Source organism: Haloechinothrix sp. LS1_15 (assembly GCF_033042135.1).
In the GTDB taxonomy this organism is placed as follows: domain Bacteria; phylum Actinomycetota; class Actinomycetes; order Mycobacteriales; family Pseudonocardiaceae; genus Haloechinothrix.
The window spans coordinates 61,133-77,308 of record NZ_WBXM01000012.1 but is presented as its reverse complement, the minus strand read 5'-3'; the positions used below and the strand labels follow the sequence as shown (position 1 = coordinate 77,308).

Sequence of the window (16,176 nt, the reverse complement as noted above, 5' to 3'; positions counted from 1 at the left end):
GAGGCGGTGACGCCGGTGCTCTCCCCGCTCGACGACTACCCCATCCACCAGGTGATCGAACCGGTCCGCCGGGTCGGCACCAGCGACCGCAACTTCTACGACCGCTACTACTTCAACTGCCACCCGCATTCGGGAGAGCTGTTCCTGGTCACCGGGATGGGCCAGTACCCGAACCTCGGGGTGGCCGACGCGTTCGCCGTGGTGCACCGCGACGGCACCCAACTCGCCGTACGCGCCTCCCGTGAGCTGGGCATCGACCGGATGGACACCACGGTCGGACCGTTCCGGGTCGAGGTCCTCGAAGGCCTGTACCGGCTCCGCGTGGTGCTCGAGCCCAATGACCACGGGTTGGAGTTCGACCTGACGTACACCGGCTCCGTGCCTGCCATCCTGGAACCGCGCCACGAGTTGCGGCAACACGGTCGAACCATTGTGGACTCCAACCGGCTGGCCCAGACCGGCCAGTGGAGCGGCACGCTCACCATAGACGGGGAAACCTACGAGGTCACACCGGGCAGCTGGTGGGGAACGCGGGACCGGTCGTGGGGCATCCGCCCGGTCGGTGAGCCGGAACCAGCCGGGATCGGCGCGGCGAAGGAACCCGGATCCTTCTACTGGGTGTACGCGCCGCTGCAATTCGAGGAGTTCAGCGTCATCACCATCGTTCAGGAGGACGCGCGTGGCACCCGGTCACTGGAGGAGGCCGTGCGGGTGTGGCCGGAATCGGCTGGCGGCGAGGTCGAGCATCTCGGCAGGCCGGAGATCGGTATCGAGTTCGCCTCCGGCACACGGGAGGTGGCGGCGGCGACGCTGTTGTTCAGCCATGGCCCCGAGATCACACTCGAACCGCGGGTCCCACTGGCGCTCGGGGCGGGTGGCGGTTACGGCGTCGACGACTGGCGGCACGGCATGTACCTCGGCGAACTGGTGGTGCAGGGCCGCAGCTACGACGTCGCCGACGCCGCTAAGCGGGCGGCCTACTGGAGCGTCACCGACAATCTGGTGCGCGCCCGCTGTGGAGGCGAGTCCGGCTGGGGCATGTTCGAGTTCGCCTGTTTCGGTCCACACGAACCATCGGGATTCGCCAGTTGGGAGGACGTCGCGCCATGAACGGAACACCGAAGCTGCACTACGGTCGGCTCTACATCGGAGGGAAGTGGCAGTCACCCGCGACCGCAGGCACCATCGACGTGGTCTCACCGCACAGCGAGCAGGTGGTGGGAAGTGTCCCCGAGGCTTCCCGAAGCGATGTGGATGCCGCGGTCGGTGCGGCTAGGCGGGCATTCGACGAGGGGGAGTGGCCGCGTACGGACCCGGGTGAGCGGCGGCGGGTCGTGTCCCGGTTGGCCAAGGCGTACGAGTCCAGGATGGGTGAGATGGCCGAGTTGATCACCACAGAGATGGGTTCGCCGATCTGGTTCTCGCACCTCGGTCAGACCCAGGCCACCGCGACGTCGCTGGATGCCTTCCTGACGGCGGCGGAGCGGTTCGCCTGGGAGGATCGTCGGGACGGCGCGTTCGGTGAACAGGTCGTCGTCCGCCGTGAACCGGCAGGCGTGGTCGCCGTGGTCATCCCGTGGAACGTGCCGCAGTACGTGCTCATGGCCAAGCTCGCGCCCGCCCTGCTCGCCGGTTGCACCGTGGTGATCAAACCGGCACCGGAGGCTCCGCTGGACTCGTTGCTGCTCGCCGAGATCCTCGACGAGGTCGGGCTGCCGCAAGGCGTGGTCAGCGTGCTGCCCGCCTGCCGCGAGACCGGGGAGTACCTGGTCACCCATCCCGGTGTGGACAAGGTGTCGTTCACCGGATCGACCGCCGCGGGCCGTCGTATCGCCTCACTGTGCGGCTCGGACCTCAAGCGGCTCACGCTCGAACTCGGCGGGAAGTCGGCCGCGATCGTGCTCGACGACTGCGACGTCGATGCGACTGTGGATGGCCTGAAGCTGGCCTCGCTGCTCAACAGCGGGCAGGCGTGCGTGGCGCAGAGCCGGATCCTGGCCCCGCGCAGCCGCTACGACGAGGTGGTCGACGCGCTGGCCGGGATGGTCGCTGCCCTGCCGGTCGGCGACCCGCACGACGAGGCCAACTACATCGGACCGATGGTCGCGCGGCGCCAGCAGGAGCGGGTCGCGAGCTACATCGAGCTCGGTGTCCAGGAGGGCGCGCGGATCGTCACCGGCGGTACCGGCATGCCCCACGGCGTCGACAGTGGCTGGTACGTGCGGCCGACGGTGTTCGCCGACGCCGACAACGACATGCGCATCGCGCGGGAGGAGATCTTCGGGCCGGTGCTGACGGTGATCCCGTACACCGGCGAGCGGGAGGCGGTACGCATCGCCAACGACTCGGACTATGGCCTGGCAGGCTCGGTGTGGACCGCCGATGTCGAGCGTGGGCTCGAGCTGGCGCGGCATGTCCGCACCGGGACGTTCGGCGTGAACCAGTACCTGATCGACGCCAACGCGCCGTTCGGCGGCTACAAGGCCAGCGGTATCGGCAGGGAGTTCGGCCCGGAGGGCATCGAGCCCTACACCGAGCTCAAGTCCGTGACACTCCCGCTGGGTTAGGCGGGATGTCGTGGCAGAGCGCATCGACCGCCCGCAGACCTCCACGCGGGACTACGCGCTGCTCCGGCAGCGGCTGGCGTCCTGGCTGGCCACGCGGCTTCCGGCGGGTGCCGAGCCGGTGGTGGGCGAGCTGGCCGTCCCGCCGGGCAACGGGATGTCCAGCGAGACCGTCACGTTCGACCTGACCGCGACCGAGGGCGGGCGGCGCACCATGTTGCCGTGCGTGGCGCGGCTGGCTCCGCAGGCCGATGCCATGCCGGTGTTTCCCACCTACGACCTGCACCGGCAGTTCCGGGTCATGCGCCTGGTCGGCAGCAGAACGCGGGTGCCGGTGCCGAGGGCATTGTGGTTCGAGGCCGATCCGGCGCCGGTGGGCGCGCCACTGTTCGTGATGGAGCGCGTCGAGGGCTCGGTGCCTCCCGACGTGATGCCCTACAACTTCGAGGGCTGGTTGCTGGAAGCGGGCGCCACCGAACGACGGCGGCTACAGGAGGCCACGGTGGCGGTGCTCGCCGGGATACACAGCCTCACCCCAACCACCGAAGATCTCGGGTTCCTCGAATACGGCCGGGACGGACCGACGGCGCTGCACCGCCACGTGGCCGAGCAACAGGACTACTACCGGTGGGTGTCGCGACAGTGCAGACACCCGCTGATCGAGCGGGGCTTCGCGTGGCTCGAGGACAACTGGCCCGATCATGTTCCCGAACCGGTGCTGGTGTGGGGCGACGCCCGCATCGGCAATATCCTCTACCGCGATTTCCAGCCGGCGGGCGTGCTGGACTGGGAAATGGCGGCGGTGGGGCCGCCGGAGCTGGACCTCGCCTGGTTGATCTACCACCACTGGTTCTTCGAGGAGCTCGCCGCGAGCGCGGGGCTCGACGGCATGCCGGACTTCCTGCGCGCCACCGATGTCGTGGCCAGCTACCAGCGCCTCACCGGCCGCACCGTCCGCGACCTGGGCTTCTACATCGTCTATGCGGCGCTGCGCAACGCGATCGTGATGGCCAGGGTCGCCCACCGCCAGGCGTACTTCGGCGAACGCGAGTTCCCCGCCGATCCCGACGACGTGTTCTACAACCGTTCCGGGCTGGAGGCCCTGCTGGCCTGACAGGGTGGAGCTGGGAGCTGAACGTGACGTTCAGCGCCTTAGACGGCTCGAACGTCACGTTCAGCTCCACACCCCGTCACGGGCGGTCGAGGCGGGTTGCCAAGCCCTCCAGCAGGCAGTCGAGCATGAACTCGAACTGGGCGTCCGGGTCGGGACCGGGGCGGTGCTCGGCCATGCGTCGCAGGTGCGGCAGGTCGTCACCGGGACGGGCGGCGAGCGCACGGTGGAACTCGGTGAACTGGCGCTGCTGGCTGCCCTCCGGTTCGACGGCGTCGCGAACCTCCGCCTCGATCATCAGGTGCACGTGCTGGATGGTGTGGCTGGCGGTGGTGTAACCGAACCCCGCGTCGACCAGCACGCCCACTAGCCGCTCGATGTGGTCCAGCCGGTGCGTGGTTGCTGCGGTGGTGAGCCGGATGTATTGGAACAGCGCGGCGTTGTCCAGCATCGCCCTGCGCAGCGCGTGCGCGTAGGCGCGGATCCAACCCCGCCAGCCCGTGCCGTTGTCCGGCGTCCAGTCGTCGTAGTTGGTCTCCTCCAGCACCTGCCACGCCACGAGCTCGACCAGCTCATCCCTGCTGCGCACGTGGTGGTACAGCGCGGCGGGCCTGACGTTGAGCGCCTCGGCGACGCTGGACATGCGCAGCCGGTCGAGGCCGACATCGCGCGCCGCGCGCACGATCTGCTCCCTGGTGATCACCGGCGGTCGCCCCCGGCCACGCCCACCGGCGCGGCCGGTTCCCTCGCCCTCGCTCACCGCGGGGACACCCAATGGCCGATCACGATATTATTGAACATAGTTCAAATATCATACCGCGTGCGCGCACCTGGCACCCGGCCCGCTACCGGGCGGCGTAGCGGGGCGGGTCGTCGGAGGCACGTTCGTAGACCGGATCCGCGCAGTCCAGCCCTTGCGCCGCCAGCTCGCGCTTGACGACCTTGTGGGTGGCGGTGCGCGGCAGCTGGTGCATCAATCGCAAGTACCGCGGGTACTGCACCGGCCCGAGGTCGCCTTGCGCGGCGAGGAACGCCGCGAAGCCCATCGGGTCGAACGGCGCGCCGCACGGCACGATGGCAGCCGTGACGGCGTCGCCGACATGCCCGTCCGGTACCCCGTATACCGCGACGTCGCTGATGCCCGGGTAGCGCGACAGGGCGCGCTCGATGGGTGCGGTGCCGAGGTTCTCGCCGCCCACCCGGAGCCAGTCGCCGGTGCGCCCTGCGAAGTAGCAGAACCCTGCCGCGTCCCGGTACGCGAGGTCACCGGTGAAGTACATCCCGCCGCGCACCCGCTCGGCCTCGGCGTCCTCGGCGTTGTAGTACCCGGCGAACATGCCGGTACCCGCGGTGTTGACGAGCTCGCCGATCGCCTGGCTGGGGTTGGCGAGCCCGCCACCGGCACCGAACCGGGCAGGTGGGCAGGGTGAACCGGTATCGGGGTGCAGGATGTCCACCCCATCCGGGAGCCTGCCGAGCGCCCCTGCCGGGGTGTCCGGGGTGCGGGAGATCGCCACCCCGCCTTCGGTGGAACCGTAGCCGTCGATGACCGAGCAACCGAACCGGTCGGCGAAGGCTGCCAGGTCGGCCGGGGCTCCTTCGTTACCGTAGACGACACGTAGCGGGTTGTCGGCGTCATCGGCGCGTTCCGGCACCGCGAGGATGTAGGACAGCGGGGTGCCGACGTAGTTGGCGTAGGTCGCCCCGTAGGTGCGCACGTCGTCCAGGAAGCGAGAGGCCGAGAACTTCCTGCGCAGTGCGATTGTGGCGCCGCTTGCCAGCGCCACCGACCAGCCAGCCATGATCGCGTTCGAATGGAACAGCGGCATGGCCACGTACACTGTATCTGTTGTGGACAGATTAAACCGTTCGGCCAGCATCGCGCCGGGCTGGGCGATCTTGCCGTGGGTACAGCGCACCGGTTTGGGGTCCCCGCCGGTGCCGGAGGTGAAGATCAGCATCAGCAGGTCGTCCTCCCGCGCCGGTACCGGGTCCACCGGGGCGGCGCGGTGCGCCGCCAACATGGCAGCCCACTTCGCACTGTCCACGTCGAATACCCTGCCCGTCGCGGCCCCGAGATCCAGCCCGGTGAGCAGCTCCCGGTGAGCGCGTTCGGTGATCACCAGCTGGCAGTCGGCGGCACGCACGTCGCGGGCGAGCGCGGCACCCCTCCTCGTGGGGTTGAGGCCGACCAGTACGGCACCGGCCAGCGCGGCGGCGCCGAGCAGGAAGGAGAACGCCGGGATGTTGTCGGCCAGCACACCCACGTGGAACGGGCGCCTGCCGTCACGGAGCTCGCGCAGTAGCGCGGCGTGCATGGCACATTCCCGCACCTGCTCGTGCCAGGTCCAGCACGCCTCGCCGAACCGCAGCCCGTGGTGCCCCTCGCCCACCCTGGCGAGCAGCCGCTCGGTGACGGTGCCTGCCGTCACGGTCATGCCGGTGCCTCGGCGAGATGGGTGCCGAGCGCGCGGAGCTGGGCTGTCGCGCCGCCGAGCGCGAACTCGGTTCGTTTGGCTGCCACGAAGTAGCGGTGCAGCGGGTAGTCCATGTCGATCCCGACGCCGCCGTGGATGTGTACCGCGGTGTGCGCCACCCGGTGGCCCGCCTGTGCCGCCCAGAACTTCGCGGTGGCGACCTCCTCGTCGGCTGGTAGGCCCTCGCTCAGCCGCCAGGCCGCCTGCCACAGCGTCAGCCGTACCGCCTCCACGTCGAGGTAGGCCTCGGCCAGCCGCTGGCGCACCGCCTGGAACGAGCCGATGACCTCGCCGAATTGTTCACGCTTGCGCGCGTACTCGCCGGTCATCTCCAGCGCCCTCGACACGATGCCCAGTTGGAGCGCGCACAGCCCCACGGTGGCGCGCAGCCGTAGCCAGCGGGCTGCCCCGCTGCCCGGTTCGCCGAGTAGCGCGTCGTCGGTCGCCTCGGCCTCGTCCAGCTCGACAAGCGCCGCCCCGGTGCCGTCGACGGCGTGCTGGCCGGTCACCCGCAGCCCGCTGTGCCCGCGGTCGACGAGCATCAGGGCGTCGCCCTCGTCGGTGGCGACCTCGCAGGCGAAGGCGTCGGCGTGCGCGCCGTGCAGCACTGCGGTCTGCGTCCCGCTGACGCGCCAGCTGCCGCCCGCGCGCCGCGCGGTGAATCCAGGGTCGTCGCCCTCGTCGGCCAGCGCGATCGCCATGGTGCGCTGCCCGCGGGTCACCGGGAGCGCCCACCGCTCGGCGTGCAGGCCGGTGCCGAACTCGGCGATGGCCGAGGCGGCGCCGGTGATGCTTGGCAGGTACGGCACAGGGGCCGCGACCCTGCCGAGCTCGATCAGTACGCTGCACTGCTCCAGTAGGCCGAACCCGCCGCCGCCGACGGATTCGGGCAGCGCGGCGTCCAGCAGGCCCGCCTGAGCCAGCTGCTCCCACAGGGTGGCGTCGAAGGGATCGTCGAACGGTTCGGTGCGCTGGTCGCCGTCGCGTTCCGCCCAGTCGCCGAGGATACGGCCAGCGAGGCCCGCGAGGTCCCGTTGCGCTTCGGTGAGCGAGAAGTCCATGGTGCTCCCTTGATTCGAGTCGGTGGCCGGGAAGTGTCGGGCACGGTTTCAGCGGGACACGGGAAGGCCGAGGGCGGTCGCGGCGATGATGTCGCGCTGCACCTCGTTGGTTCCGCCGCCGAAGGTGAGGATGAGCGAGGACCGGTGCAGCCGTTCGATCTTGCCGCGCAGCAGCGCGCCTGCCGAGCCCTCGCGCACCACCGCTCCCGCGCCGAGTACCTCCATCAACAGCCGGTAGCCCTCGGTGGCGAACTCGGTACCGAAAACCTTGGTCGCCGAGGCATCTTCGGGGCCGAGCTCGGCGTTGCTCGCCGACCACGCCGTCTTCCAGTTGCGAAGCTTGAGATACTCGGCGTGCGCGTGTACCCGCGCCAGGTGCAACCGGACCCATTCGGCGTCGATCACCCGCTTGCCGTCGCTGCCGGTGGTCTGCTGTGCCCACTGGCGTACCTCGGAGAGCGCGGTCTGGAGCGGGGCGGCCGAGGTCAGTGCCACGCGCTCGTGGTTGAGCTGGCTGGTGATCAACCGCCAGCCTTTGTGCTCCTCGCCGACCAGCGCGTCGGCGGGTACGCGTACGTCGGAGTAGTAGGTCGCGCTGGTGCCCGGTCCAGCCACGGTGTGCACCTTGGTCCACGAGAAACCCGGTGCCGAAGTGGGCACGATGAGGATGCTGAGCCCTTTGTGCCGGTGGGCGTCCGGGTCGGTGCGTGCGGCGAGCCAGACGTAGTCGGCGTACTCGATCAGGCTCGTCCACATCTTCTGCCCGTTGATGACGTACTCGGCGTCGTCGCCGTCGCCGTGCCGGATCGCGCGGGTGCGCAGCGAGGCGAGATCGGTACCCGCGTCGGGTTCCGAGTAGCCGATGGAGAAGTGCAGCTCGCCTGCGGCGATCCGGGGGAGGTAGTATTCGCGCTGCTCTTCGGTGCCGTACCGCATGATGGCAGGGCCGATCGTGTTGATCGTCAGGAACGGCACCGGGACCCCGGCTACGGCGGCTTCGTCGGTGAAGATGAGCTGGTCGAGCATGGGGCGCGCGTGCCCGCCGTACTCGGTAGGCCAGCCGAGTGCCAGCCAGCCGTCGCGGCCCAGTTCGCGGACGATTTCCTTGTAGGCGGTGCCGTCTCCGTATTCCCCGCCCTGGCCTGCGAGCTCTTCCCGGCGTCGCGGCGTCATCACGTCCGCGAAGTACTGCCGCAGCTGCTGCCGCAGCTTGGCCTGCTCGTCGGTGTAACCGATGCGCATGGTTCCCTCCGGTGTCCTCGGCGCGGGGCTCGCCCTCACAGGCTGCCTCCTGGCTCAACTTTAGAACAAGTTCTAGAATGACGGCGAGTTGGATCCGAGTGAAGGGGTGCGATCGATGTCCAGTGGAGGCGAGCGGTCAGCCGTTCCCGACGTTCTCGCGCCCGCGATGCTCGGCCCGGTGCGGTTGCGCAACCGGGTTATCAAAGCGGCGACCTACGAGGGGCGTAGCCGTGACGGTCTGGTGACCGACGAGCTGATCGAGTTCCACCGTGCCCCTGCGGCAGGTGGGGTCGGTATGACCACCGTGGCGTTCTGCGCCGTGTCCGCCGAGGGCAGGACGGACCGGCACCAGCTCTACTGGCGGCGCGAAGCGCTGCCTGGTCTGCGCAGGCTCACCGACGCGGTGCACGCCGAGGGTGCGGCGGTCTCGGCCCAGCTCGGCCACGCCGGGCCGGTGGCCAATCCCGGCGGTACCGGGGTGCGGGCGCTGGCACCCGGCCGGTTCCCTCACCCGATGACGATGCGGCTGACCAGGGCGGCGACCGCCGAGGACCTGCGCCGCGTGGTGCGCGCCCATGCGGAAGCCGCGGTCATGGCGGCCGAATCGGGGTTCGACGCCGTCGAGATCCACTGTGGTCACAACTATCTGGTGAGTTCGTTCCTAAGTCCGCGTCTCAACCGGCGCGACGACCGCTATGGCGGCTCGCTGGCAGGCAGGGCGCGGCTGCTGCGTGAGGTCGCGAACGCGGTCCGTGACGCCGTGGGCGACCGCATCGCGATCCTGCTGAAGTTGAACATGGACGACGGGGTCCGGGGTGGCTTCTGGCTCGACGAGGCGATCCCGGTGGCGCGGTGGCTGGAGCAGGACGGTTCGGTCGACGCGATCGAACTCACCGAGGGCAGCTCGCTGCTCAACCCGATGTACCTGTTCCGTGGCCCCGCTCCGATCGACGAGTTCGCCGGGGCCATGTCGGGTGCGGTCCGGTGGGGTGTGCGGCTGTTCGGTCGTTACCTGCTGCGCAGTTACCCGTACGAGGATGCCTACCTGCTCGCCGATGCCAGGCAGGTACGCCAGCAGGTGGACCTGCCGTTGGTGCTGCTCGGCGGGGTGACGGGCAAGCCCGTGATGGATCTGGCCATGCGGGAGGGCTTCGCCTTCGTCGCCGCGGCGCGTGCCCTGCTGCGGGAGCCGGATCTGGTCAACACGATCGCGGAGGGCGGTCGGGAGACCTCGCTGTGCATTCACTGCAACAAGTGCATGCCGACCATCTACTCGGCCACCCGCTGCGTGCTGGCCACGCCACCTGCCGGTTACTCCTCGGACACGGAACAGTCGCCGAGGCTTGTGTGACACGAGAACACGTTCTAGTGTGTGTGAGAACAAGTTCTAGATGCCTGTGCGTGCTGTGGCGATCCGGTGCGACCGCAGTGACTTCGACGAGAAGGAGTTGACGTGAAAGCTGCCGTGCTGACCGAGATCGGTACCGAGGAGCTCGAGCTGCGCGATGACATAACAACGGTGCCGCCAGGCCCGCACGAGGTCAAGATCAGAGTGCGGGCGTCGGGCATCTGTCACAGCGACCTGTCCGCCATGGACGGCACGCTGCCTGCGCTGGCGCCCGGTGTAGTAGGTCATGAGGGAGCGGGTGAGGTGGTTGAGATCGGTCCCGGGGTGGAGCACCTCGCGGTAGGCGATCACGTCACCGTCTCCTTCGTCCCGCCGTGCGGCGCCTGCGCCGATTGCCTCAGGGGGCAACCGAACCTGTGCGCCGTGCACGCCGTCGCCGCGTTCACCTCGCCCCGCTTCCGACACGGCAAGGACGAGCTGTTCGGCTACGCCGGGCTGGGCACCTTCGCCGAGGAGGTCGTTGTTCCCGCCGCTGGTGCGATCAGGGTGGACGACGACGTCCCCTTCGAGATCGCTGCGCTCGTCGCTTGCGGCGTGCTGACCGGGGTAGGCGCGGTGCTGAACACCGCCAAGGTCGAGCCAGGCTCCAGCGTGGCGATCATCGGTTGTGGCGGCGTGGGCATCTCGGTCATCCAGGGCGCGAGGATCGCAGGCGCGAGCAGGATCGTGGCCGTCGATCCGGTGGCGGCCAAGCGCGACCTCGCGCTACGTTTCGGCGCCACTCACACCGCTACCCCCGAGGAGCTCGACGAGCTCAAGCAGGAGCTCACGCAGGGCGCCGGGTTCGACTACGCCATCGACGTCGTGGGACTGTCCACCACGATCCGGTCGGCCTGGGACCAGACCCGCCGCGGCGGCACGGTTGTCATCGTCGGTGCCGGCAAGGCCGACGAGATGGTCAGCTTCAGCGCGCAGGAACTCTTCCTGCACGACAAGAAGATCCTGGGATCGTTCTACGGGTCGTGCCACGTCCACCGGGACACCGCCAAGATGATCGAATTCTGGCGCGCGGGCATGCTCGACCTGGACGGCATGATCAGCAAGCGGCTGACCTTCGACGACGTCAACAAGGGGCTCGACGTGTTGCGCGCGGGCAACCACGATCTGATCCGGCAGGTGGTGACCATCGCGTGAGTAGCGGCCGCAACAGTCTCGACGGCACCGTCGCGATCGTGACGGGCGGGGCAGCCGGCCTCGGCAGGGCCGAAGCCCTGCAGCTGGCCCGCGACGGCGCCACCGTCGTGGTCGGCGATGTCGACGAGTCTGGAACCAGCGTGGTGGACGAGATCGAGGCCCTTGGCGGCAAGGCGGCCTTCGTTCCCGGCGACGTCGGCGAGCGCGCCACCGCGGACGCCCTGGTGAGCACGGCGGTGGAGCGCTTCGGCGGGCTGCACGTGCTGGTGAACAACGCGGGCATCACCAGGGACAGGATGCTGTTCAACGCGACGGATTCCGAGTGGGACGAGGTCATCCGGGTCCACCTACGAGGGCATTTCCTGCTGTCGCGAAACGCGGCGGCGTACTGGCGCGGGAAGTCCAAGGCGGAGGGCAAGCTCGTTTACGGTAGTGTGATCAACACTGCCTCTGAGGCATTCCTGCTCGGTGCGGAAGGGCAGCCGAACTACGCCGCGGCTAAGGGCGGGATCGCGGCGCTGACCGTGGCCACGGCGCGCGGCATGGCCCGCTACGGCGTGCGTGCCAACGCGATCTGTCCCCGCGCAAGGACCGCGATGACCGACCAGGTTTTCGGCCCACCGCCCGAAACGTCGGACGGGTCCGCGGGTTCAGGCGGTGTCGACCCGCTGTCCGTCGACCACGTTGCACCGGTGGTGAGCTACTTGGCCTCCCCGGAAGCCGCGTCCATCAGCGGCCAGGTGTTCGTCGTGCACGGCGGGATGGTGGCGCTGATGGCGCCTCCGACGGTGGAGGCGCGGTTCGATACCTCGGGTGCGACGTGGACGGCCGGGGAGCTCGCCGACAAGGTGGGGGGCTACTTCGCTGGCCGCGACGAGCCGAGGATGTTCGCTGCCACCGAGGTGATGTCCCTGTGACAATGCTGTGCTGCCGCCGCGATTCCGCTGCCGTGACCGGGTGCCGGACCGTGACGGCGACCGCAGTGGGCTGGGCGAGGTCGTTCGAGAAGAGGAGAGACAAGTCATGACACTGAGCGTGCTGGCACACCGCGACGAGCTCGGCCTGCGCACCGGCAGGCTGTACATCGACGGGCAGTGGGACGCGGCAGGCGGCGGTGCTACCTGGGAGCACCGGCACCCGGCGACCGCGGAGGTGATCGGGGAGTTCCCGAGGGCGACCGCAGCCGATGTGGATGCGGCGGTCGCGGCCGCGCGCCGCGCCTTCGAAGCGGGCACCTGGTCGCGGGCGCGCGCCGGTGAGCGGATCCGCCTGCTGCATCGCTACGCCCAGCTGCTGCGCGATCACGCCGAGGAGCTGCACCGGATACAGGCCCTTGACAACAGCGTGCCGCTGTCCTTCGGGGGCATCTACGCGACCTCGGTCGGTGCTGCTGCCGATGTGTTCGACCACCACGCGGGCTGGGTCGACAAGGTCGGCGGTCAGACCTTGCCGCCCTATCAGGGCGGTGACCACCTGGCGATGACCTTCCGCGAACCCCTCGGGGTGGTAGCGGCGATCCTGCCGTGGAACGCACCATTCCTGCTGTACGCGCAGAAGGTCGCCCCCGCGTTGGCCGCGGGGTGCAGCGTGGTGCTCAAGCCGTCCGAGTTCGCCACCTTTTCAGTGCTGCGCATGGTCGAGCTGCTCGAGGAGGCGGGCCTGCCGCCCGGCGTGCTCAACGTGGTCACAGGTACCGGAGAAGAGTGCGGTGAAGCCCTGATCACCCATGGTGATGTGGACAAGGTGAGCTTCACCGGGAGCCGCGGGGTCGGCAGGCGGATCGTCGAGGCATCCGCGGGCACGCTCAAGCGGGTCTCGCTCGAGCTGGGCGGCAAGAGCCCCGCGCTGGTCTTCCCTGACGCCCCTGACGTGACGCTCGCTGCCTCCACCGTGGTCGGCGCGGTCACCATGGGCCTGTCCGGGCAGGCCTGCGTGGCCAACACCCGGGCGCTGGTGCACCGCGACGTCTACGACGAGTTCCTCACCGCGGCGGAGGCGATGGCCTCGGCGATTACCTTCGGGGATCCCTTCGACCCCGGCGTGCTCGCCAGCCCGCTGATCAACGAACGGCAGCTCGAGCGGGTACTCGGCTATATCGACAAGGGCAAGAGCGAGGGCGCTCGGTTGGTGACCGGCGGCGAGCGGCTGGATGGCGAGCTGGCGGCCGGGAACTTCGTCTCGCCGACCATCTTCGCCGACGTGGACAACTCGGCGACGATCGCCCAGGAGGAGATCTTCGGCCCTGTGCTGGCCGTCGTCCCGTTCGATGACGAGGACGAGGCGGTGCGGCTGGCCAACGACACCGAGTACGGCCTGGGAGCCGGGGTGTTCAGCGCCGACGCGCAGCGTGCGTTCCGGGTCTCGCGCGCGCTGCGCGTCGGTACCGTCGGCATCAACGGTTTCCAGATCGAGCCGCACGCGCCCTTCGGCGGGTTCAAGCAGTCCGGTTTGGGACGCGAGGGCGGTCAGTCGGCCTTCGAAGCGTATACCGAGCTCAAGACGGTGATGATGCCGTTGAGCGACGAGATGATGTGAGCAGCGGGTAATCGGGCGAGCGTGCGCGGTGTCGGTGCCCTTGGACGGCACCCCGGTTTCAGAGCGTAGGGAGCGAGCATGGGTCGGTTGACCGGAAAGGTAGGGCTGATCACCGGTGCGGCGCGCGGGCAGGGCGCAGCGGCCGCGCGGAAGTTCGTCGCCGAAGGCGCGAAGGTGATGCTGTCCGATGTCAACGACGACGACGGCAAACAGCTCGCCGCCGAGCTGGGCGACGCCGCGGCGTACTGCCACCTCGACGTCACCGACGAGCAGGCGTGGCAGGAGGCCGTCGAGCGGACGGTCGTCGCGTTCGGCACGCTGAACGTGCTTGTCAACAACGCGGGGCTGCTGCACTTCGCCGAGCTGACCGGCACCACGCTCGCCGACTTCGAACGCGTGATCCGTGTTAATCAAATCGGTACGTTCCTCGGAATGCGCTCGGTCGTTGAACCCATGCGAAGCGCGGGTGGCGGGTCGATCATCAACCTGTCCTCGATAGAAGGGCTGGCAGCGGCGCCGTTGCTGACCGCGTACACGGCGAGCAAGTTCGCCATCCGGGGTATGAGCAAGGTCGCCGCGCTGGAACTCGGTAAGGATGGCATCCGCGTCAACTCGCTCCACCCCGGCATGATCGACACTCAGATGGTGCAGGATGCGATGGGCGGCATCGAGCTCGACAAGAAGTGGATCGGCAAGCGGATCGCGCTGGGACGCCTCGGAGAAGCGGACGAGATCGCCGACCTGGTGGTCTTTCTCGCCAGCGACGAGAGCTCTTACTGCACGGGCTCGGAGTTCGTCGCGGACGGGGGCGTCACAGCGACGCATTCGCTGAAGATCTAGCGGCACGAACGGTAACGCCCGCCGGTCCCGACGGCGTGGCGTGTGAGGAGCGTGGAGGAAGCCATGGTCACCAAGGGTACCGGCGTGTCGGTGCCCGGTGCGGCTGCGCTCAGCCAGGTCGGCAGGTTGACCACGCTCGCGTGGGACGTGCTGCGTGGCACCTTCCGCCGCCCGTTCCAGTTCCGCGAGTTCATCCAGCAGTGCTGGTTCTTCGCCAGCGTCACGATCCTGCCGACAGCGCTGGTGGCGATCCCGTTCGGCGCGGTGATCGCGCTGCAACTCGGCTCGCTGACCGAGCAGATCGGCGCTCAGTCGTTCACCGGAGCCGCCAGCGCCATCGGCATCGTGCAGCAGGCAGCCCCGCTGATCACGGCGCTGGTCGTGGCCGGGGCCGGGGGCTCGGCGGTTTGTGCCGACATCGGCGCCCGCAAGATCCGGGAAGAGATCGACGCCATGGAAGTGCTCGGTGTCAACCCGGTGCAGCGGCTCATCGTGCCGAGGGTGCTGGCGGCGACGGTGGTCGCCATGCTGCTCAATGGGCTGGTGAGCGTGGTCGGGGTGCTCGGCGGCTACTTCTTCAACGTCATCATGCAGGGCGGCACTCCTGGTGCTTACCTGGCCAGCTTCAACGCGTTGGCACAGCTGCCCGACCTGTGGATCAGCCAGTTCAAGGCACTGTTGTTCGGCTTCGTAGCAGGCGTGGTGGCCGCCTACCGCGGGCTGAACCCCGCCGGCGGCCCGAAAGGTGTCGGTGACGCGGTCAACCAGGCCGTGGTGATCACCTTCCTGCTGCTGTTTTTGATCAACGTGGTGATCACCGCGGTCTACCTGCAAGTCGTTCCGCCGAAGGCGTTGTGATGCTATGACCATCCAGGACGAGCGGCACGGCGAGCAGGACGGGGCCGGACGGCCCGTCGCGGCGGGACGCAAGAACGAGCGGGAGGAGCTGACCGACCGCACCCTGGAGATCATCGCGCGCCCCGGCGCCTCGCTGGAAGGGCTCGGTCAGCAGCTGTCCTTCTACCTCCGCGCGATCGCCTGGGCTCCCAGGACGCTGCGCCGCTACCCGAAGGAACTGATCCGCCTGCTGACCGAGGTGTGCTTCGGTACGGGGGGATTGGCGATCATCGGCGGCACGCTCGGCGTGATGATCGGCATGACCCTGTTCACCGGCATGGTAGTGGGCTTGCAGGGCTACTCCTCGCTGGACCAGCTCGGTACCGCGGCGCTGACCGGCTTCATCTCGGCCTACTTCAATACCCGCGAAGTCGCGCCGATCTCGGCGGGGCTGGCGCTGTCGGCCACCGTGGGTTGCGGCTTCACCGCGCAGCTCGGCGCGATGCGCATCTCCGAGGAGATCGACGCCCTCGAGGTGATGGGCGTGCCGAGCGTGCCCTACCTGGTCACTACCCGCGTGTTGGCAGGCGTGGCCGCGGTGATCCCGCTGTATGCGGTGGGCCTGCTGTCGGCCTACGTGGCGTCACGGCAGATCACGATCTGGGTGTACGGCCAGTCGGCGGGCACCTACGACCACTACTTCACCCTGTTCCTTCCCCCGGAGGACGTGATGTGGTCGTTCCTGAAGGTCCTGATCTTCAGTGTCGCGGTGATCCTGACCCACTGCTACTACGGCTACACCGCGCGCGGCGGACCAGCGGGCGTCGGAGTAGCTGTCGGCCGGGCGGTGCGAACGTCGATCGTGTTGATCGTGGTCATCGACTTCTTCCTCAGCCTGGCCATCTGGGGATCGACGACGACGGTGAGGATCGCGGGATGAGGCAAGCGATGAGGGAGGCGACCGGTC

Annotated in this window: 14 protein-coding genes; 10 read left to right on the top strand and 4 right to left on the bottom strand. The window is 68.9% G+C overall.

Annotated elements, in window-relative coordinates:
• Positions 1-15 precede the first annotated feature (15 nt).
• From F8178_RS16965 to F8178_RS16955, 3 genes are read left to right on the top strand one after another with little or no spacing between them, the layout of a single operon-like run.
• Positions 16-1,110 (top strand): hypothetical protein, encoded by a 1,095-nt coding sequence (locus F8178_RS16965; protein WP_317495812.1) that lies wholly within the window; start codon positions 16-18, stop codon positions 1,108-1,110.
• A complete protein-coding gene (locus tag F8178_RS16960; protein ID WP_317495811.1) occupies positions 1,107-2,567 on the top strand; it encodes an aldehyde dehydrogenase in 1,461 nt (486 codons plus the stop codon). The genes F8178_RS16965 and F8178_RS16960 overlap by 4 nt, the downstream gene beginning before the upstream one ends.
• Positions 2,568-2,577: 10 nt before the next feature.
• Positions 2,578-3,678 (top strand): phosphotransferase family protein, encoded by a 1,101-nt coding sequence (locus tag F8178_RS16955; RefSeq protein ID WP_317495810.1) that lies wholly within the window; start codon positions 2,578-2,580, stop codon positions 3,676-3,678.
• Positions 3,679-3,754: 76 nt separating this feature from the next.
• Here the strand turns inward: F8178_RS16955 and F8178_RS16950 are convergent, their stop codons facing one another.
• The 4 genes from F8178_RS16950 to F8178_RS16935 all read right to left on the bottom strand — a co-directional run bounded on the left by F8178_RS16950 (position 3,755) and on the right by F8178_RS16935 (position 8,455).
• A complete protein-coding gene (locus tag F8178_RS16950; RefSeq protein WP_317495809.1) occupies positions 3,755-4,435 on the bottom strand; it encodes a TetR/AcrR family transcriptional regulator in 681 nt (226 codons plus the stop codon).
• Between the two features lie 85 nt (positions 4,436-4,520).
• Positions 4,521-6,113, bottom strand: a complete 1,593-nt coding sequence (locus F8178_RS16945; RefSeq protein WP_317495808.1) for a long-chain-fatty-acid--CoA ligase — start codon at positions 6,111-6,113, stop codon at positions 4,521-4,523.
• Positions 6,110-7,213: an acyl-CoA dehydrogenase family protein gene (locus F8178_RS16940; RefSeq protein WP_317495807.1), complete on the bottom strand. Its 1,104-nt coding sequence runs from the start codon at positions 7,211-7,213 to the stop codon at positions 6,110-6,112. The genes F8178_RS16945 and F8178_RS16940 overlap by 4 nt, the downstream gene beginning before the upstream one ends.
• Before the next feature lie 48 nt (positions 7,214-7,261).
• Positions 7,262-8,455 (bottom strand): acyl-CoA dehydrogenase family protein, encoded by a 1,194-nt coding sequence (locus F8178_RS16935; protein WP_317495806.1) that lies wholly within the window; start codon positions 8,453-8,455, stop codon positions 7,262-7,264.
• Between the two features lie 115 nt (positions 8,456-8,570).
• Here F8178_RS16935 and F8178_RS16930 point away from each other — a divergent pair, with 115 nt between their 5' ends.
• The 7 genes from F8178_RS16930 to F8178_RS16900 all read left to right on the top strand — a co-directional run bounded on the left by F8178_RS16930 (position 8,571) and on the right by F8178_RS16900 (position 16,149).
• On the top strand, positions 8,571-9,806 hold the full coding sequence (locus F8178_RS16930; protein WP_317495805.1) for an NADH:flavin oxidoreductase: 1,236 nt from the start codon (positions 8,571-8,573) through the stop codon (positions 9,804-9,806).
• Between the two features lie 102 nt (positions 9,807-9,908).
• Positions 9,909-10,997, top strand: coding sequence for a Zn-dependent alcohol dehydrogenase (locus tag F8178_RS16925; RefSeq protein ID WP_317495804.1), 1,089 nt, complete (start codon positions 9,909-9,911; stop codon positions 10,995-10,997).
• Entirely contained in the window at positions 10,994-11,914 is a 921-nt protein-coding gene (locus F8178_RS16920; protein WP_317495803.1) for a 3-oxoacyl-ACP reductase, read from the top strand. Before F8178_RS16925 ends, F8178_RS16920 begins: the two co-directional genes overlap by 4 nt.
• A gap of 106 nt (positions 11,915-12,020) precedes the next feature.
• Positions 12,021-13,532: an aldehyde dehydrogenase family protein gene (locus F8178_RS16915; protein ID WP_317495802.1), complete on the top strand. Its 1,512-nt coding sequence runs from the start codon at positions 12,021-12,023 to the stop codon at positions 13,530-13,532.
• A 78-nt stretch (positions 13,533-13,610) separates the two neighbouring features.
• Positions 13,611-14,372 carry a glucose 1-dehydrogenase gene (locus F8178_RS16910; protein ID WP_317495801.1) on the top strand — a complete coding sequence of 254 codons (762 nt, stop codon included), beginning with the start codon at positions 13,611-13,613 and terminating at the stop codon, positions 14,370-14,372.
• 63 nt (positions 14,373-14,435) lie between these two features.
• Positions 14,436-15,230, top strand: coding sequence for an ABC transporter permease (locus F8178_RS16905; protein ID WP_317495800.1), 795 nt, complete (start codon positions 14,436-14,438; stop codon positions 15,228-15,230).
• A gap of 4 nt (positions 15,231-15,234) precedes the next feature.
• Positions 15,235-16,149 (top strand): ABC transporter permease, encoded by a 915-nt coding sequence (locus tag F8178_RS16900; RefSeq protein WP_317495799.1) that lies wholly within the window; start codon positions 15,235-15,237, stop codon positions 16,147-16,149.
• Positions 16,150-16,176: the final 27 nt, after the last annotated feature.